The sequence below is a fragment of the Micromonospora sp. NBC_00617 genome (genome assembly GCF_045161355.1).
Lineage (GTDB): Bacteria > Actinomycetota > Actinomycetes > Mycobacteriales > Micromonosporaceae > Micromonospora.
In genome coordinates this window covers 1168325-1186715 of the sequence record NZ_CP107751.1, presented here as the reverse complement: position 1 = coordinate 1186715, position 18391 = coordinate 1168325, and the positions used below count along the sequence as shown (strand labels likewise).

Below are 18391 nucleotides of genomic sequence, written 5' to 3'. Positions count from 1 at the left end.
GACGGTCCGAAGTGCCGTCACCGGGGCAAACCAGGTGTGCTCATGCCGATGCGGAGTTGACGGACTTCGAGAAGAGCTCCATCATCGCCCTGCCGAATTGCGGCATGTCGGGCCAACCCCGGCAGGAGACGAGGTTGCCGTCCACGACGTCGGGAGCGTCGATGACCGTCGCGCCCGCGTTCTCCATGTCACCGGTGATGGGCGGGAAGCACGCCGTCTTTCGACCCTTGAGCAGCCCGTACACCGCTGGCACCTGCGCGCCGTGGCACACCAGCGCGATGGGGAGGTTGCGCGCGAAGAAGTGCTCGGTGATGCGCCTGACGTCGGCGTCGACCCGGATCCACTCGGGGGCGCGTCCACCGGGGATGATGAGGGCGTCATAGCGCTCGACGTCGACCTCGGCCCAGGGCACGTCGACCGGCAGCTTCCGGCCGTTCTTCTCCACGTAGGCGTCGGAGTTGGGGTCGAACTCGTGGATGACCAGCTGCACGTCACGCATCGTCCGTGACGAGACGTCGACGTCCCAGCCGCCCTCCTGCACGCGATAGTAGGGATACATGGTGTCGAGTTCCTCGGCGGCGTCGCCGGTCAGGAGCAGCGCTCTGGGCACCTGCTTCTCCTCGCATGTGGGACGGGTGAGGTGGATCAGATCCAATCCGATCTGATCGAGTTAGCATTCCTCGGCCCAGCCCGCCCGTCAACCCTCCACCGCCATTGGGTCCGCGTCCTTGACCTCGTCGAACAATCGCCGGAAACGCTCGCCGGACCGCAGGATGTGCCGACGCATCGCGTAGGCGGCGGCGTCGGGGTCACGCGCGGCGATCGCGGCCACGACTTCCTCGTGCTCGGCCATCGCGAGGTGAGTGACCTGGGTGTCGTGGTGCAGCCGGAAGAGGTGCACGTGGCTGTGCAGGCGAGCAAGCGTTTCACGGATGACCTGGTTCTCCGCGCTCTGGGCGACGAGATCGTGAAAAGCGGCGTCGCGTAGCCCGAAGGCGCCGTAGGCCAGCAGCCCGCTGCCCCCCTGCAGTTCCGCCATCTCCTCCAGCATTCGTCGCAGACCGGCCACCTGCTCCGAGGACGCCCGTTCGGCGGATCTGCGCGCCGCCGCCGGCTCGAGGAGCAGGCGAACCTCGAGCATGTCCTCGAATCGGTGACGAGTGATCTGGGGCGGAATGCGGTAGCCGGCATGGGGCACACGCACAACCAGGCCCTCGGCCTCCATGCGGTTCAGGGCGTCTCGGATCGGCGTCTGCGAGACCCCCAGTTCCCGCGCCAGGACGTCGATCGTGACGCGGGAACTGGGCTCGATCCGTAGCGACATCAGCTGTCCGAGCAGCGTGTCGTACACCTCGTCGGCAAGCCGGCCGCGAGATCTTTTCGGCGGCGTTCCACCCGGCACGGCCCTACGGCCCCGCCCGATCATCGCTTCGTCGTCCATCGTGACCTGAGGTCCTTTCTTGCGCCTTCGAGAACCTGTTGACACCAGTCACAACGCTGCGGCATGCTGACGCCCCCACCGGATCGTATAGGAAATGTGACGGATGATCTTCATCCTCCACCATCGCGGCACCACCCGCCATGGCGACTTCGATCACCTGGAGGACTGCTCGACGGCCTGAAGACCCAGCACATCGCGGCGTACTCGTGACGCCGCTCCCGGGTCGGCCCCCGCGACAGCCCAGTAACACGCCTGAACGACCCAGCAACTGCTCGGCGAAGCACATAGCGAGGCTCTAGAAGTTCCCACCCAGAAAGCAGGCGAGAAGATGCGAAATCCGAAGCGAGTAGGAATAATGTCCGTTCCCGGCCGAAAGGTGCGGCTGGCGGCGGCGGCCATGCTGCTGGTCGCCACGACCGTGACGGCATGCGGCGATGGTAAGGACGACGGCGGGAAGGCGAGCGCCCCCAAGGCACCGGCGACCATCCCGGAGCTCACCAAGGACCCGCTGACTCTCAGCTTCATCTGGTTCGACTGGCCCCCCGCCAAGGCACTGGAGACCTTCGCGAACGCCGAGTACAAAAAAGAGCGGCCGAACGCGACCATCAAGGTCAACACCGTGCCGAACGCGAACTGGCACGACTCGATGTTCACCCAGTTCGCCGCGCACAAGACCGACTTCGACATCGCGATCCTGGACTCGCAACACATCGGCGAGGCCGTGACGAACGGCAACATCCTCGACCTCACCGACTTCGTCAAGCAGAACATCGACGTCAATGCCTACAACCCGTACCTCCTGGCGGCCTACGGCCAGTTCCCCCAGGCGGAGACGGGCAAACGCGACGAGAACGCCAGCCTGTACGGACTGCCGCTGCTCGGCGACACCTGGACGATGATCTACCGCAAGGACCTGATCGGCGACAAGCCACCGCAGACCTGGGACCAGATGATCTCAGTCGCCGAGAAGTGCCAGGCGGAGAATCCTGGCGTCAGCGGGCTGGCTTTCCACCAGGCCAACGGCTCGGACGCCGCGGCCGTCACCTACAACACGGTCAACGGCGTCTACGGCGGCAACCTCTGGGACGCCAAGGCCCGCAAGATCGACGGCGTCCTCAACGACGCCGCGGGCCAGGAGGCGATGGACGTCCTGGTCAACAAGATGAAGCCGCTGACCGCCAAGGGCTCCGGCAACTGGTTCATCGACGAGGTGAACGCGGCGGTCGCCCAGGGCAAGGCATGCATCGCGTTCAACTGGATCGCCGCGAGCGGTGGCCTGCTGGACCCGAAGCAGTCGACGCTCGGCACCACCCGGGAGCAGATTCTCGACAAGCTGGGCTTCGCCACCCTGCCGAGCCAGAAGACGAACCTGGTCCCCCTCGGCGGTATGGGGATGCACGTGTCGGCCTACTCCTCCGCGGCGAACCAGGCCGAGGCCCTGAACTTCATGAAGTGGTTCGAGCAGGCTGACATCCAGAAGAAGTGGGCCGCGGCTGGCGGCGTGCCATCGCGTACGGACGCCCTGGAGTCGCCCGAGTTCCTCAACGCCGGGCCGTTCAACCAGGTGTACACGGACTCGGTTCCGCGGATGCGGGACATGTGGAACGTGCCCGAGTACGCGCGCCTCGTCGACATCGAGAACACCAACGTGAACGCGGCTCTCAACGGCGCGAAGAAGCCGAAGGATGCGCTCGACGACATCGCCAAGGAGCAGCAGGGCGTGCTCGACTCCGGCGGCCGCAAGGGCGGCGGCGGACTGTGAGTGACCCCGTCCCTCTGACGACCGACAACCCCGGGCAGGTGGCGTCTGTGCCGCCACCTGCACCGGGTCGGTCCCGTCGGCTGACCGACCGCGGGCTCGCCGTGGGCTTCATCTCCCCCGCGCTGCTGCTGTTGCTCGCCATGTCGGTGTTCCCGTTGCTGTGGGCGTTGTACCTGTCTTTCACCGACTACTCGGCCACCCGCGGAGGGCCCGCCCATTTCATCGGGTTCGGGAACTACACCGCCATCCTGACGTCGGCGCAGGTCCACCAGAGGGCCTTGACGACGTTGATCTACGTGATCGGCGCGGTCGGCCTGCAGACCGTGCTCGGTTTCGGCATCGCCTACCTGATCTCACGGCGTACGCACGGGCGAGGACTGCTGACCACTCTGTTCCTGGTCCCGATGATGCTGTCGCCGGTCGTGGTCGGGCTGTTCTGGCGATTCATGCTCGACGCGCAGTTCGGCGTGATCAACAGCATGCTCGGCTCGTTCGGCCTGGGGCAGGTCGAGTGGCTCACCCGGCAGCGAACGGCATTGATTTCCCTGGTCGTGGTCGACACCTGGCAGTGGACGCCGTTCATCATGCTCATCGCACTCGCGGGCCTGACCGCGGTTCCCAAGTATTTGTACGAGGCCGCCTCGATCGACCGGGCGTCCGAGTGGTTCAAGTTCCGCACCATCACTCTTCCACTGGTGTGGCCGCTGCTTCTCATTGCCGTGATGTTCAGGGCCATCGAGGCCTTCCGGCTGTTCGACCTCGTCTACATCCTCACCAACGGAGGCCCGGGTGTCTCCACCGAGACGTTGTCGTTCCACGTCTACAAGGTCGCGTTCCTGGGCTTCAACACCGGAACCGCCTCGGCGTACGGGATCCTCATGGTCCTCGTCGTCATCGTCCTCACGCAGTTGTACCTGCGCTACCTGAACAAGCTCAAGGAGGACTGATGGCCGTCTCCGTCGACGAGGCCGTGTCCACAGGTCCTGCCCGGGATCACTCGCCCCCCGCGCGCCGCCTCGGCGGCCGGGGCCGCTCCGGGCTGGAGGTCGCGCTGCTGATTGTGCTGGCCGTCGTGATGCTCTTTCCGGTGCTGTGGATGATCGAGACGTCCATCAAGGAAAACCGGGACGTCTACGCCATCCCGGCCAAGTTCTTCGGCTTCAAGGTCACGATGGACCATTTCAAGGACGTGTTCGTCGCTCCCGGCGGCGGTCGCTCGGCCTTGTCCGTCTCGTTTCTCAACTCCGCCGTGGTCGCGGGGGCCTCCACGGTGCTGGCCACCGTGCTGGGGGTCCCGGCCGCCTGGGCCTACTCACGCTTCGGCGTGAAGGCCAAGAAGGACCAACTGTTCTTCATCCTGTCCACCCGCTTCATGCCGCCCGTGGTGGTCGTGATCCCGATCTTCCTCATGTACCGCCAGGTCGGACTCATCGACAGCAAGCTCGGGCTGATCCTCATCTACGCCGCGTTCAACGTCCCGTTCACGATCTGGATGATGAAGGGGTTCGTCGACGAGGTACCCGCCGAGTACGAGGATGCCGCCATGCTCGACGGCTACACCCGTCTGCAGGCGTTCTGGAAATTCACCCTTCCCCTGCTCCTGCCCGGCATCGCCGCGACGGCGGTCTTCGCACTCATCTTCTCGTGGAACGAGTTCGTGTTCGCCATCTTCCTCACCTCCAGCGACGGCGTGCGGACGGCTCCGCCCGCCATCGCCGGCCTCATCGGTGGCACCACGACGGACTGGGGTCTCGTGGCCGCCGCCTCCGTGGTGTTCGCCCTACCGGTGCTCGTCTTCGCCTACCTGGTGCGCAAGCACCTCATCGCCGGTGTGACGCTCGGGGCGGTGCGACGCTGATGGCAGGCATCGAGGTGACCGCCCTGCACAAGCGCTACCCGGACGGGACGGTAGCGGTTGATCACGTGGACCTGTCCATCGGTGATGGCGAGCTGTTCGTGATGCTCGGCCCTTCGGGTTGCGGCAAGACGACCACGCTACGGGCCATAGCCGGCCTGGAAAGGCAGACGACGGGCGACATCCGCATCGGCGACACGCTGGTCAACGACCTGGCGCCCGCCGAGCGCGACATCGCCATGGTGTTCCAGTTCTACGCTCTGTACCCGCATCTGAGAACCCGCGACAACCTGGCGTTCCCACTGCGGGCCGAGGGGCTGCCCAAGCCGGAGGTGCACAAGCGGGTCAACGAGGCCGCCCGGCTGATGCGGCTTGGTCCGCTCCTGGACCGGCGACCGCGCCAGCTGTCCGGCGGAGAGCAGCAGCGCGTCGCGCTCGCTCGCGCCCTGGTGCGGCGACCGCGCGCATTCCTCATGGACGAACCTCTCACCAATCTGGACGCGGAGCTGAGGGCGGACATGCGCACGGAGATCAAGCACCTGCAGGGTGAGCTGGGGGCGACGATGGTCTATGTCACCCACGACCAGGTCGAGGCGATGTCGCTCGGTCACCGAATCGCCATCCTCAACAAGGGCCGCGTCGAGCAGATCGGCACGCCGCTGGAGGTTTACGACCGTCCGGCGAGTCTTTTCTGCGCCGCGTTCATCGGCTCCCCGCCGATGAACCTGGTTGAGGTGGAGGTGGCCGACGGGAAGCTGCGCAGTCCGGGCGGACTGGTCCTCACGCCACCGCCAGGCCTGCCGCGCGACCGTCGCCTGGTCGCAGGCGTCCGGCCGGAGGCGCTGGAAGTCACCGAACCAGGGGCGGAACGTTCGGTCCCGGCCCGCGTGGTCTCGGTGGAGTGGCTGGGTGACGAAATCATCTACGTGGTCGACCACGGCGGCGAGCGCGACGTACGGGTTCGGATGCCACCGACTGTCCGTTTCGCCGCTGACGCAAAGGTCGGGCTGCGGCACACCGGCGGGACTCCGGCGGTCTACGACGTGCGCACGGAAGAGCTGGTGGCCTGATGGGAACCGTGTCAGCGCACGGGCTGAGCAAGTCCTTCGGGAAGGTCCAGGCCCTGGACGGGGTGACGCTGGACGTGCCGGACGGCTCGTTCTTCGTCGTGCTCGGGCCCTCCGGGGCAGGCAAGACCACGACCCTGCGAGCGATCGCCGGCCTGGAGAAACTCGACGCCGGGTCGGTGCACCTGGACGGGAGGGACGCGACCGGTGACACCCCGGCCGCACGCGACCTGGCCATGGTCTTCCAGAGCTACGCCCTCTACCCGCGACACACGGTGTACGAGAACATCGCTTCGCCGCTGCGGGCACGCCGCTGTTCTTCGAGTGAGATCGCCGCAGCCGTCGAGCAGATGTCGAGCCTGCTGCACATCGAACGTCTGCTGCAGCGTCGTCCCGCACAGTTGTCTGGCGGTGAGATGCAGCGGGTCGCCCTGGCCCGGGCGCTGGTCCGTCGCCCGCGCGCGTTTCTCATGGACGAGCCGCTGACGAACCTCGACCTCAAGCTCCGCGTCGAGATGCGCACCGAGCTCACCCGCATCCACCGGAGCCTCGGAGCAACCTTCGTCTACGTGACCAACGACCAGGTCGAGGCGCTGTCCATGGCCGACCAGGTCGCGGTCCTCAAGGAGGGGAAGGTGCAACAGGTCGGAACGCCGACCGAGGTGTACGAGCGTCCGGCCAACCAGTGGGTCGCGGGATTCGTCGGGAGCCCGCCGATCAGCCTGCTCGCCTGCCGCGCCGAGGGAGATCGTCTGGTCGGTGCGGAAGGCTGGACGCTGCCGCGGCCCCGCTGGACCACGGCCGAGGACGGTCGTGCGCTGCTGCTGGGCCTGCGCGCGGAGGACCTGTCCGTCGAGCAGCGTGGGGACGCGTCGTTGTCCGGGGAGCTCTACGGGCTCGAGCCGCTCGGTGACCGAACGCTGGTCGACGTCCGAGTGGGGACGAAGATCGTCAAGGTCAAGGCACGACCCACCGTCACCGGTACGCCGGGCGAGCGGCTGCAGGTCACGGTCGACCTGGACCGTGCGCACCTGTTCGACGCGGACACCGGGCTGTCGCTGTCGGAGGCTGGGAGGTAACCGCGCCGGGTGGGGACGGCACCATGCGTCCGTACGCGGCAATCGAGCCTCGGCGGACCGTCACCGGTGAGCACCGCCCGACGACGCTGAGACGGCCGTGGCGATCGGTGGTGCCGGGCGTCGCCCCGCGGACCGGGCCAAGTCCACATTCGACGGGCTCGGCGAACCTCGCCCGACGAGGGCGGGTGACCCGTCCGTCTACGCGCACAGCGCGATCGCTGCGGCACGCCGGACATCACCAAGAAGATCACAGGAGGCGACGCGATGAGTGACCCGATGAACGCCCTGGCCCCCGAGCACCGGCGGCTCCGGATCGGCGACGCCTGGCGCGACGCCGCAAGCGGAGCCACCTTTGCCGTCGAGGACCCGGCCACCGGCAAGACCATCGCCGAGGTGGCGGACGCCGACGTCGTCGACGGGCTCGCCGCCCTGGACGCGGCGAGCACGGCAAGGGCGCAGTGGGCGGCGACCCCGCCGCGGAAACGGTCGGAGCTGTTGACCGCGACGTACCGGGCACTGACCGAGCGATCCGAGGAGGTCGCCCGGCTGATAACGCTCGAGATGGGCAAGCCGCTCGCCGAGGCTCGGGCCGAGGTGTCCTACGGCGCCGAGTTCTTCCGTTGGTTCGCCGAGGAGGCGGTGCGCGTCGAGGGGCGCTACAACACCGCTCCCGCAGGTGGGTATCGCATCCTCACCGTGCCGAAGCCGGTCGGACCGTGCGTCTTCGTGACGCCCTGGAACTTCCCGTTGGCCATGGGGGCCCGCAAGATCGCTCCCGCGCTGGCCGCGGGTTGCACGACGATCACCAAGCCGGCAGGCCAGACGCCACTGACCATGCTGTTCCTGGCCCGCATCATGGAGGAGGTGGGCGTTCCCCCGGGCGTCGTCAACGTGGTGACCACCAAGCGTTCCGGCGCGGTGGTCTCCGCCCTGCTTGCTGACAGTCGGACCCGCAAGCTCTCGTTCACCGGGTCGACCGAGGTCGGGCGCGTGCTGCTCCGACAGGCGGCGGACAACGTGCTGCGTACGTCCATGGAACTGGGGGGCAACGCGGCCTTGATCGTGTGTGCGGACGCCGACCTGGACGTCGCGGTCGACGGCGCCATGGTGGCCAAGATGCGCAATATCGGGGAGTCCTGCATCGCGGCCAACCGGATCTACGTCGAGGAGCCGGTGCGCGAGGAGTTCACGGCCCGCTTCGCCGAGCGGATGGGCGCGCTTTCGATGGGCCATGGTCTCGACGACGGCGTGGACGTCGGGGCGTTGATCGACGATGCCTCGGTCACCACGATCGACGAGCTCGTCACCGACGCGGTCGATCGCGGCGCCCGGGTCGTGGTGGGCGGCGAGCGTCCGGATGGGCCGGGCCACTTCTACCCGCCCACGGTCCTCGTCGACGTGCCCGACGATGCGCGGATGCTGCGGGCGGAGATCTTCGGCCCGGTGGCGCCGATCATCTCGTTCACGTCCGACGACGAGGTGCTGGCGAAGGCCAACGACACCGAGCATGGCCTGGTCGGATACATCTTCACCCGGGACCTGCAGCGGGCGCTCCGGTTCGCCGAAGGGCTGGATACGGGAATGATCGGCATCAATCGTGGCCTGATATCGGACCCGTCAGCTCCGTTCGGAGGCGTGAAGCAGTCCGGGATCGGCAAGGAGGGGTCGCACGAGGGCATCCTCGAGTACCTCGACCTCACCTACGCGGCGATCGACCTACCGTGACCAGGCTGCTGCTCCGGCCACCCGGCGCCCGCGCCTGCGCCACCCGGGCGGCCAACCCTGACGACGCCGTCGGGGTCTCGCAGGTGACCTGGAGGTCCCCCCAACACATCGCCGCCGACGTTCGAGAGAGGCACTGACATGCTTGAGACCGTCCGCGGACCACGCCAGCTGATAGTGGGCGAAGGGGTCGCGCAGAACATCCCACGAGTGGTGGCCGAGAGTGGCTCGCGAGTCCTCATCGTGACCGATGAGGTTCTCCTACGGCAGCCGGGCGTGGCCGAGATCGTGGCCGCGGTGCGGGAAAAGGTCGAGATCGTCGGGGTGTTCTCCGACGGAACTCCAGACGTGCCACTCGCCGATGTCGCCCTGGCCGTCTCGGCCGCCGCCGAGGTGGACGCCGACGTGATCCTCGCCATCGGGGGTGGCACGGTGATCGACCTCGCCAAAATCGTCGGCGTCATCCGCCGTCACGGCGGGACGCCGCGCGACTTCTACGGCGAGTCGAAGGTGCCGGGGCCGACGATTCCTCTCGTCGCGGTCCCGACGACGTCAGGCACCGGCTCCGAACTCACACCCGTCTCGGTGTTGACCGACCCGGACCGCGAGCTCAAGGTGGGGGTTTCCAGCGTCCACATCGTGCCCGACTTCGCCATCGTCGACCCCGAACTCACCTACACCTGCCCGGCGACCGTCACCGCCCACTCCGGCATCGACGCGTTCTGTCACGCGGTGGAGAGCTACACCGCGCGACCCCGGGCCCACGGACCGCGCGACCCGGTGGAGCAGGTCTTCCTCGGCCGCAACCCGATCACCGACCACTACGCGCTCCGGGCCGCGGAGCGGATCGCCCGTAGCTTGCGTCGCGCTGTCCGGAATGGCGGCGACACGGACGCGCGCGCGGACATGTCCTATGGGTCCATGCTCGCCGGGCTCGCGTTCTCCCACGCGGGCAACGCGGCCCCGCACGCTCTCCAGTACCCCATCGGCGCGGCCACGCACACGCCGCACGGCCTGGGCGTCGGGCTGCTACTGCCCTACGCGCTGGACGCGGCGAGGGATGCCATCGGCGACCGGTTGGCCATCCTCGCCGGGGTGTGCGGGCTCGACGTGACCGACGCCTCGGATGCCGAGGCCGCGGACACGTTCCTCACCTGGCTCGACGGGCTCCTTGCCGACATCGGCATCCCTGCCACCCTGGCGGACATCGGCGTGGCACGCGCCGACCTCCCGCGCTTCGCGGAGATGGCCGGTGGCGTCACCCGCCTGATCCAGAACCATCCAGGCCCGACCGACACCGCCAGCCTGACCGCGATCCTCGAAGCGGCCTGGACCGGGGACCGGACCCGACACTCCTGACTCCGACACCAGGACCAACGTCGATACCGGCCGGCGCTGGGCGTACGCGCTCGCCTCTCCTGCTCACGCTATCGGTGACGCCATCACGGTCGACCGCACAGGGCGGTCACCACAGTTGGCGTAAGCCGTCAGCCCGGTCGGGACGAAGTTGGTCAGTCGTGGCCGGTGCCGATGTGGCGCAGGCGGTGGGCGGGTATGCCCGCCGTCACCAATTGATTCGCAATGGTGGTCGAGGGGTGATCCAGGAAGACGGCGACACATTGGTCATCGCCGAGGTTGCAGGCAGCGGCGAAGGTGCCGACGTTGATGGGATCGAGTCGGTGGACCTCGCGCAGGTCGATGACCAGCCGCAGCGGTCGGTCATGCCGAATGGCCCGCACGACGGTGCGACGGAGGTCGACCGCGTCGTCGACGTCGAGCGATCCGTGTGGTCGTATGACAAGGGTGCCGTCCGAGTTGGTGTCGACGGCGACCGTGGCGCCGGCCATCGCGTTACCTTTCGTCACCTGATGTTTCCCGAGCGGTCAGGTTAAGGGCTGCGAGACGAACGGTCGATCCGTTGGTGCGAATGTTCACCCGGTCACGGTCAGATCACGAGCGCGGCCGCGATCAGCACGGCGACCGCGTCCGACCACCGTTCATCCACGCTCGCGTGGTGCCGGCGCAAGCAGCCGCATGGGCGCGACGTCGGCCAGTGGTTTGGCGTCGGGGCTGGGTACGCTGCGAGGCAGCAGCGCGGCGAGGCCAGCGCGGGTGGCCAGCACGATCAACCGGTCCGTGCGGACCAGTGGCCGACGTTGCGGCAACGACCAAATGGTCTGTCCCGCCCGACCGGTCCGCACCGCGATCACCCACACCGTGCCGGGCTGAGTGACGTCCTGGCAGTACCGGCCCTCGAGTTCGGACCCGGCGCCAACGGGGAGCTCGGCCACCAGCAGTACCCGGCGGCCGACCGAAATGGTGTCGATAACCTGCTGTCCCATCATGGCGGCTGCGAACGCCGGCGCTGCCAAGGATGAAACGCTACGTGACTCGTTGATGCCCAGAATGCGCTGCGTGCGCTCCGCGAAGCCGTCGTCGAAGAGCCGTAGCACCAGCCGCAATGAGGGCTTGGACGCTGTCGAGCGTGCTCGGTGCGCCTCGTGCGAGGACCGCCCGGACAGGGCGGTCTCCAGGTTGGTGACATCGTCGTCGGTCAGCACCACCAGCGCCCGGGAGGTGGGTACGGACGCGGCTCGTAGTGTCTCGGGGCGGGTCGCGTCGCCGACAATCACCGGCAGGCCCAGCTCACGGGCGACACCGATGCCGCGCGCCGACTCCAGGCGGTCGACGGCGACCACGGAGATGCCGACAGAATGCAGTTCTTCCAGCACCCGCGTGCCGATGTTGCCAAGCCCCACCAATACGACGTGGTTGTCGATCGGCCCGATCATGCCGCCAGCGGCGACCGCCAGCCGGGCGCGCACCAGCGAGTCCACCACCAGGGCCGTGACGGTGGGAAGTAGCGCCACTCCGGTGGTCACCAGCACCGCCGCGGTCACCTTTTCGGTGAGCGGTGCGGCGGAGTCGGCCTCGGCGCCTCCCATCGCTGTCAGCAGCGCCAGGTAGAAGGCCTCCGCGAGGTTCACCCCGCGGGTGTACGCCAGCAGGATGCTGGCCGCGGCGAGTAACGCGGCCGTGCCGGCCAACGCCAGCCGAAGATTGCGGCTGAACACCAATCCGAGGGCTCGAAGCAGGCGTGGCCGTCGACGCGCCGGTTCCATCCGGGGCCGCCCGTACGCGCGGACAAGCACCAGGTCCGCCGAATCCTGGTCCGCTGGAAGGACGACCGGCTCCGAGCCCGTCGTATCGGCCAGACCGCACACCACATCCACACCGACCGGGTCGACGGCGCTGCGCATCGCGGTACGCAACAGCTCACCGTCGGGCAGCCGCAGGTACGTCGGCGTGGCGTCCCCGAGCGTGGCGGCGACGAACGCCGGTGCGGCGATCTCGGATCCGGAGAGTACGGCGCAATCCCCGAGCATCGAGGCCACGCCCTCGCCGAGCACCGGGTTGAATAGTCTGACCACCAACCGGACATCCGGAGCCAGATCCTTGATGATCATGGCGGCGTCCACATTGCTCACATCATCGCCACCAACCAACGCCACGGCCGCAGCCTCCCGGACTCCAGCCTGACCGAGCACCTCCGCGGTCAGGCGCCGAGCGGTGATGATCTCCGGCTGTCCCTCCGCCGCCCTGAATTCCGAAGCGAGATCGGCAGGGTCGGGTACGTGGTCGCTCGACGACGGTAGGACCACGGTGACCGGGACGCCGTAGCGGTCCACCAGTTCGGTGACCAGACGGCGAGCCACCGCACCGTCCCCGCAGACGACGAACCGCTGTCGATCCGGCTCGGCAGCGGAGCTCTGTGTGGTGTCATCAGACACAGTCGAAGGGTAGACCGGCGTCGCACGCGGACCCGGTTGAGCGCCGGCCGTCGAGCACAGCCCGAGCATGGCGGTCACCGCCGCTCGGTGTCCTCGGATCACATCGGGTGTGGCGGTGGACACGAACCGTTGGCTCCGCCGTCACATCCGGGCAGTGCGACGTAGCGTTGAGGGCTGGCCAGGGCGGGCTCGCATGCCGCACGCCTGGATCACGCCAATCCGCGAGGTGAAGATGGTGAACACCCGGTGCCCGTGACGAGTGGCCCGCAGGTGGTCCCGCTGCCGCCGGTGGTCACCGCACCGGTGACCCCGGCGGTGTTCCGATCCCCCTCGGCCCCGGCCCGCCGCACGCTTGTCGACATTCTCGACGACTCCGTGCGCGCGCACGCCGACGCGGTTGCGATCGACAACGATGGCACGGCACTGACGTACCGCGACCTGGCCGATGAGGTCGAGGCCGTACGGAGATCGCTGGCCGGGCACGGCATCGGTGTCGGTGACCGGGTGGGCATCCGGATCGCTTCCGGCACGGCCGAGCTGTACCTGGCGATCCTCGCCGTTCTCGCGGCGGGCGCGGCCTACGTGCCGGTCGACGCGGACGATCCCGAGGAACGCGCCGAGCTCGTCTTCGCCGAGGCAGGGGTCGTCGCAGTGCTCGGTGACGGCTTGGCGGTGTCGCTCCGGCGTACCCCCGGGGGTCGGACCGGCCGGCCTGATCCGGACGACGACGCCTGGATCATCTTCACCTCCGGCTCGACGGGCACCCCGAAGGGTGTAGCGGTCAGCCACGGCGCGGCGGCGGCCTTCGTGGACGCCGAGGCGCAGGTGTTCCTCGCCGACGACGCCAACGAGGCGATCGGCCCGCAGGACCGGGTCCTGGCCGGGCTGTCGGTCGCGTTCGACGCGTCCTGCGAGGAGATGTGGCTGGCGTGGCGGCACGGCGCGTGTCTGGTGCCGGCCGCGCGGTCGCTCGTTCGCAGTGGCGTCGACCTTGGTCCGTGGTTGGCCGAGCAGCGCATCTCGGTCGTGTCGACCGTGCCGACACTCGCCGCGCTGTGGCCGGTCGAGGCGCTGGAGGAGGTCCGGCTCCTGATTTTCGGTGGGGAGGCCTGCCCACCGGAGCTGGCGCAGCGCCTGGCCGTCGAAGGTCGCGAGGTCTGGAACACCTACGGACCAACCGAGGCGACGGTGGTCGCCTGCGCCGCACGGATGACCGGTGAGGGACCGGTACGCATCGGGCTGCCGCTGGCCGGCTGGGAGCTTGCCGTAGTTGACGCCTCCGGCACCCCGGTCGCCATGGGTGAGAGCGGCGAGTTGGTGATCGGCGGGGTGGGGCTCGCCCGCTACCTGGACGCGGGCAAGGACGCCGAGAAGTTCGCGCCGCTGCCCGCGCTCGGCTGGCAGCGGGCGTACCGCAGTGGTGACATCGTCCGGGCGGAGCCCGAAGGGCTCCTGTTCGTCGGCCGCGGTGACGAGCAGGTCAAGCTCGGCGGACGCCGGATCGAGCTGGGTGAGATCGACGCGGCACTGCAGTCACTGCCCGACGTGGCCGGTGCCGCGGCGGCGGTGCAGCGCACCGCCGCCGGCAACCAACTGCTGGTGGGGTACGTGGTTCCGCACGACGGCGTCGCATTCGATGCCGCGGCGGCGGCGCTGCGGATCCGTGAGCAGCTGCCGGCGGCGCTCGTGCCGCTGCTGGCCGTGGTGGACGCGCTGCCGACCCGGACGTCCGGCAAGGTGGATCGGGCCGCGCTGCCCTGGCCACTGGCCACCCCGCAGGCCACGGCGGCTGAGCTGACCGCCACGGAGGAATGGCTCGCCGGTGGTTGGGCAGAGATCCTGGGCGTACGCCCCACCGAGGCGGACGCTGACTTCTTCACCCACGGCGGCGGCAGCCTGAACGCGGCGCAACTGGTGGCCTGGATCCGGCGCCGGCACCCGCGCGTCTCGGTGGCCGACATCTACCTTCACCCGAAACTGTCGCGGCTCGCGGCCGTGCTCGACGCGCTCGACACCACGGCGGCGACGCGCCGGGAGGTCCGGCCGACGCCGAGGCGTGCCGGGCTGATCCAGGCCGCGATGATGGTTCCGATACTGGTGCTGGTCGGGCTCCGCTGGCTGACCGTCCTGGCCGCCCTCGGCAACGTCCTCGCCCTGCTCGCGCCAGCACCCTGGGCGCCGGCCGTGTCCTGGTGGTGGGTGGCGCTGGGCTGGCTCCTGCTGTTCAGCCCGCCGGGCCGGATCGCCGTGGCTGCCGCGGGAGCTCGGCTGCTGCTGCGCGGAGTGCGCCCCGGCAGCTACCCGCGCGGTGGCGGCGTGCACCTGCGGCTGTGGGCCGCCGAACGCCTCGCCGAGCTGACCGGCGCCACCAGCGTCGCCGGAGCATCCTGGATGATCACTTATGCTCGGGCCCTCGGCGCGCAGATCGGAGCCGACGTCGACCTGCACTCCGCGCCGCCGGTCACTGGCCTGCTGAAGCTCGGCCGCGGCGCGGCGATCGAGCCGGAGGTCGATCTGTCCGGCCACTGGGTCGACGGCGACGTCGTCCGCATCGGCAGGGTTCGCGTCGGTGCGGACGCCCGGGTCGGGTCCCGCAGCACCCTGATGCCGGGCGCTCGGATCGGCAAGGGCGCCCGCGTCGCCGCGGGCTCGACGGTGGCCGGCGCCGTACCGGCGAACCGCCATTGGGCCGGCTCACCGGCCGCAGCCGCTGGCAAGGATTCGGACGGGTGGCCCGCGCAGCGTCCCCCTCGTTCGCGGGTGGGGGCACGCCTCTGGCCGCTCGCGTATGGGGTGACCGCCCAGTTGCTGGGGCTGGTTCCGGTCGTGGCGGCCCTACCGGCGCTCGCACTGCTCGGCTGGACGCTCGCCGTCCGCCCGGCGGTCGGCGCGGTGCTGGCCGCCGTTGCGGTGGCGACCGTCGCCTACGTCGTGAGCTATGCGCTGCTCGTGCTCGGGGCCGTCCGGACGCTCAGCATCGGCCTGGGCGCCGGGTATCACGCGGTGCAGGGGCGGGTGGCGTGGCAGGTCTGGACGACCGAGCGGCTGATGGGGATGGCCCGGGTCGGGCTGTTCCCGCTCTACGCCAGCCTGTTCACACCGGTGTGGTTACGGCTGCTGGGCGCCAAGGTGGGGCGCGGCGTGGAGGCTTCCACCGTGCTCGCGCTGCCGGCGATGACCACGGTCGCCGACGGGGCCTTCCTGGCCGACGACACCATGGTCGCGACATACGAGCTGAGCCACGGGTGGCTGCGCGTCGCCCCGGCCCGCATCGGTAAGCAGGCATTCCTCGGCAATTCAGGAATGGCGGCGCCGGGGCGTTCGGTGCCGAAACGTGGCCTCGTCGGTGTGTTGTCGTCGGCGCCGTTCAAGGCGAAGAAGGGCTCATCGTGGCTCGGCGCACCGCCGATGCCGCTGCGCCGGACCGTCGAAGCGGCTGACACCAGCCGCACCTTCGACCCGCCGGTCCGGCTGAAGCTGGCCCGGGCGGCGATCGAGTTGTGCCGGCTCGTCGCGGTGATGTGCGCCGCCGCCTTGGCGATCGGCGTCCTGGCCGTACTCGCGCTCGTATGGCGGGCCGCCGGATGGTGGGCGGCCGCGCTCGCGGCCGGGCCGGTGCTGCTGGGCGCGGCGATCGTCGCCGCCGCCATCGCGACGGCCGCGAAATGGCTGCTGGTCGGGCGCTTCCGCGTCACCGAGCGCGCGCTGTGGACCTCCTTCGTCTGGCGCAACGAACTCGCCGACACGTTCGTGGAGGTCCTCGCCGCGCCGTGGTTGGTCCGCCTCGCGACCGGCACGCCACTGCTGACGGCATGGCTGCGCGCGCTCGGTGCGAAGATCGGCCGGGGCGTCTGGTTGGAGACCTACTGGCTGCCCGAGTACGACCTGGTGCGGCTCGGCGACGGCGCGACGGTGAACCGCGGTTGTGTCGTGCAGACCCACCTGTTCCATGATCGTGTGATGAGTATGGACGAGGTGACACTGGGCGCGGGAGCCACGCTGGGCCCGCACGGCATCATCCTGCCGGGCGCGAGCATCGGCGCGCGGACCACCGTCGGCCCCGGTTCACTGGTGACCCGCGGCGACGCCGTGCCAAGCGACAGCCGATGGCTGGGTAACCCGATCACCACCTGGCCGGCGCCAGCGGCACGGTCGGCATGAATCCGAAGGCGTCGACGTCGAGCGGCGCAACGCCCGGTGCCGCCCGCTCCGGCGACTCCTACCTGCCCGAGCACGGCAACGGCGGCTACCGGGTGCGGCACTACGACCTCGACCTCCACTACCGGGTCGTGTCGAACCGCCTTGGTGGCCGGGCGAACCTCACCGGGGTGGCCCTGCAGTCGCTGTCGCGGTTCACTCTCGACCTCGCAGGGCTCCGCGTCCAGGACGTTCGGGTGGACGGGCACCCGGCGAAGTACCTGCACCGGCCGAACAAACTTCAGATCAAACCCGAGCGGCCCATCGGCGCCGGGGACACTTTCCGGGTGGAGGTCCGGTACGCGGGAAGGCCGGCGCCCATCCCCGGCCGATGGGGCGACATCGGATGGGAGGAACTCACCGACGGGGTGCTGGTGGCCAGCCAGCCCAACGGGTCACCGTCGTGGTTTCCGTGCGATGACCAACCCGGCGCCAAGGCCACCTTCCGGGTGGCAGTCACGACCTCCTCCCCGTACACCGTGCTGGTGACCGGTGATCCGGTGCTCCAGCGGCGGGGTGCGGGCGGCACGACCTGGGTGTACGAGCGGCGCGAACCCACCTCGCCGTACCTGATGAGCGTCCAGATCGGACGCTATGAGTTGCTGGATCTGGCGGTCGGTCAAGTGGTGCAGCGAGCCGCGATCCCGCCCGCGCTGCGCCGGAACGCCGCCCATGACTTCAGCCGGCACGGCGAGATCATGACGGCGCTACAGCGGCTCTTCGGACCTTACCCATTCCGGGAGTACGTCGTCGTGGTCGCCGACGACGACCTCGACGATCCCGTCGAAGCGCAGGGCATGGCCATCTTCGGGCGGAACCACGTGGACGGGCGGCGCACGCACGAGCGACTTCTCGTCCATGAGCTGGCCCACCAGTGGTTCGGCAACAGCCTCACGGTGGCGGACTGGCGGCACATCTGGCTCAACGAAGGCTTCGCCACCTACGCCGAGTGGCTGTGGTCCGGCGTTGGCGGCGACCTTCCAGCGGACGCCTTGGCCGCGCAGTGGTACGCATGGGTCGCGGATCGGCCGCACAGGGTCATCATCGCGGATCCCGGCGTCGACCGGATGTTCGATCCGCTGGTCTACAAGCGCGGCGCGCTCACGGTGCACGCCCTGCGGAAAAGGGTCGGCGACGAGGCGTTCTTCGCGCTGGTGCGGGCCTGGGTCGCCGAGCACCAACACGCGACGGTGACGACCGAGCAGTTCCGGCTGCACGCCCAACGCTTCGCCCGCGAGCCTCTGGATGATCTGTTCGGCGCCTGGCTGGACAGCCCGACACTGCCCCCACTACCTCTCTGACCCGGCCGGGACGAACAGTCTCGCGAATCCGAATGCGGGTCTCCGGAACGACCGACGCCGGGCGCGGCCCGTCCGACGTAGACCCGTGTCGGCGGGCACCCGCCAGTCGTGTGGTCGGCGTGGGCTTGTCGTCGGCCAGCAGCAGCCGGCGTCGTCGACCGTGTCGTGCAGCCGCC

General features: G+C 69.2%; 13 protein-coding genes. 9 read left to right on the top strand and 4 right to left on the bottom strand.

Annotation, left to right across the window (positions count from 1 at the left end):
* Window positions 1–40: 40 nt before the first annotated feature.
* On the bottom strand, window positions 41–610 hold the full coding sequence (locus tag OG505_RS05350; protein ID WP_222952845.1) for a DJ-1/PfpI family protein: 570 nt from the start codon (window positions 608–610) through the stop codon (window positions 41–43).
* A gap of 87 nt (window positions 611–697) precedes the next feature.
* Entirely contained in the window at window positions 698–1441 is a 744-nt protein-coding gene (locus OG505_RS05345) for a GntR family transcriptional regulator (protein ID WP_405431413.1), read from the bottom strand.
* 355 nt (window positions 1442–1796) lie between these two features.
* Here OG505_RS05345 and OG505_RS05340 point away from each other — a divergent pair, with 355 nt between their 5' ends.
* From OG505_RS05340 to OG505_RS05310, 7 genes are all read left to right on the top strand, one after another.
* A complete protein-coding gene (locus OG505_RS05340) occupies window positions 1797–3203 on the top strand; it encodes an extracellular solute-binding protein (RefSeq protein WP_405431412.1) in 1407 nt (468 codons plus the stop codon).
* Between the two features lie 47 nt (window positions 3204–3250).
* Window positions 3251–4150 (top strand): carbohydrate ABC transporter permease, encoded by a 900-nt coding sequence (locus OG505_RS05335; protein ID WP_405431411.1) that lies wholly within the window; start codon window positions 3251–3253, stop codon window positions 4148–4150.
* Window positions 4150–5061, top strand: a complete 912-nt coding sequence (locus OG505_RS05330) for a carbohydrate ABC transporter permease (protein WP_405431410.1) — start codon at window positions 4150–4152, stop codon at window positions 5059–5061. The genes OG505_RS05335 and OG505_RS05330 overlap by 1 nt, the downstream gene beginning before the upstream one ends.
* Window positions 5061–6128 (top strand): ABC transporter ATP-binding protein, encoded by a 1068-nt coding sequence (locus OG505_RS05325; RefSeq protein ID WP_405431408.1) that lies wholly within the window; start codon window positions 5061–5063, stop codon window positions 6126–6128. The genes OG505_RS05330 and OG505_RS05325 overlap by 1 nt, the downstream gene beginning before the upstream one ends.
* On the top strand, window positions 6128–7204 hold the full coding sequence (locus OG505_RS05320) for an ABC transporter ATP-binding protein (RefSeq protein ID WP_405431407.1): 1077 nt from the start codon (window positions 6128–6130) through the stop codon (window positions 7202–7204). Before OG505_RS05325 ends, OG505_RS05320 begins: the two co-directional genes overlap by 1 nt.
* 264 nt (window positions 7205–7468) lie before the next feature.
* A complete protein-coding gene (locus tag OG505_RS05315) occupies window positions 7469–8929 on the top strand; it encodes an NAD-dependent succinate-semialdehyde dehydrogenase (protein WP_405431406.1) in 1461 nt (486 codons plus the stop codon).
* A gap of 138 nt (window positions 8930–9067) precedes the next feature.
* The gene (locus tag OG505_RS05310) at window positions 9068–10285 is read left to right on the top strand and encodes an iron-containing alcohol dehydrogenase (RefSeq protein WP_405431405.1); all 1218 of its coding nucleotides are present in this window, start codon (window positions 9068–9070) and stop codon (window positions 10283–10285) included.
* 152 nt (window positions 10286–10437) lie between these two features.
* Here OG505_RS05310 and OG505_RS05305 read toward each other — a convergent pair whose 3' ends face one another.
* A complete protein-coding gene (locus tag OG505_RS05305; RefSeq protein WP_405431403.1) occupies window positions 10438–10773 on the bottom strand; it encodes an STAS domain-containing protein in 336 nt (111 codons plus the stop codon).
* A 150-nt stretch (window positions 10774–10923) separates the two neighbouring features.
* Window positions 10924–12786 (bottom strand): NAD-binding protein, encoded by a 1863-nt coding sequence (locus OG505_RS05300; protein ID WP_405434394.1) that lies wholly within the window; start codon window positions 12784–12786, stop codon window positions 10924–10926.
* A gap of 183 nt (window positions 12787–12969) precedes the next feature.
* Here OG505_RS05300 and OG505_RS05295 point away from each other — a divergent pair, with 183 nt between their 5' ends.
* Window positions 12970–16878: a Pls/PosA family non-ribosomal peptide synthetase gene (locus OG505_RS05295; protein WP_405434393.1), complete on the top strand. Its 3909-nt coding sequence runs from the start codon at window positions 12970–12972 to the stop codon at window positions 16876–16878.
* Window positions 16875–18215, top strand: a complete 1341-nt coding sequence (locus OG505_RS05290; protein WP_405431401.1) for a M1 family metallopeptidase — start codon at window positions 16875–16877, stop codon at window positions 18213–18215. Before OG505_RS05295 ends, OG505_RS05290 begins: the two co-directional genes overlap by 4 nt.
* The last annotated feature ends 176 nt before the right edge of the window (window positions 18216–18391 follow it).

Excerpts from the sequence above, each read along its gene's own strand:
- OG505_RS05345 (WP_405431413.1), bottom strand. The coding sequence starts at position 1,441 with ATGGACGACGAAGCGATGATCGGGCGGGGCCGTAGGGCCGTGCCGGGT.
- OG505_RS05340 (WP_405431412.1), top strand. The coding sequence starts at position 1,797 with ATGTCCGTTCCCGGCCGAAAGGTGCGGCTGGCGGCGGCGGCCATGCTG.
- OG505_RS05330 (WP_405431410.1), top strand. The coding sequence starts at position 4,150 with ATGGCCGTCTCCGTCGACGAGGCCGTGTCCACAGGTCCTGCCCGGGAT.
- OG505_RS05325 (WP_405431408.1), top strand. The coding sequence starts at position 5,061 with ATGGCAGGCATCGAGGTGACCGCCCTGCACAAGCGCTACCCGGACGGG.
- OG505_RS05320 (WP_405431407.1), top strand. The coding sequence starts at position 6,128 with ATGGGAACCGTGTCAGCGCACGGGCTGAGCAAGTCCTTCGGGAAGGTC.
- OG505_RS05315 (WP_405431406.1), top strand. The coding sequence starts at position 7,469 with ATGAGTGACCCGATGAACGCCCTGGCCCCCGAGCACCGGCGGCTCCGG.
- OG505_RS05310 (WP_405431405.1), top strand. The coding sequence starts at position 9,068 with ATGCTTGAGACCGTCCGCGGACCACGCCAGCTGATAGTGGGCGAAGGG.
- OG505_RS05305 (WP_405431403.1), bottom strand. The coding sequence starts at position 10,773 with ATGGCCGGCGCCACGGTCGCCGTCGACACCAACTCGGACGGCACCCTT.
- OG505_RS05300 (WP_405434394.1), bottom strand. The coding sequence starts at position 12,786 with ATGCTCGGGCTGTGCTCGACGGCCGGCGCTCAACCGGGTCCGCGTGCG.
- OG505_RS05290 (WP_405431401.1), top strand. The coding sequence starts at position 16,875 with ATGAATCCGAAGGCGTCGACGTCGAGCGGCGCAACGCCCGGTGCCGCC.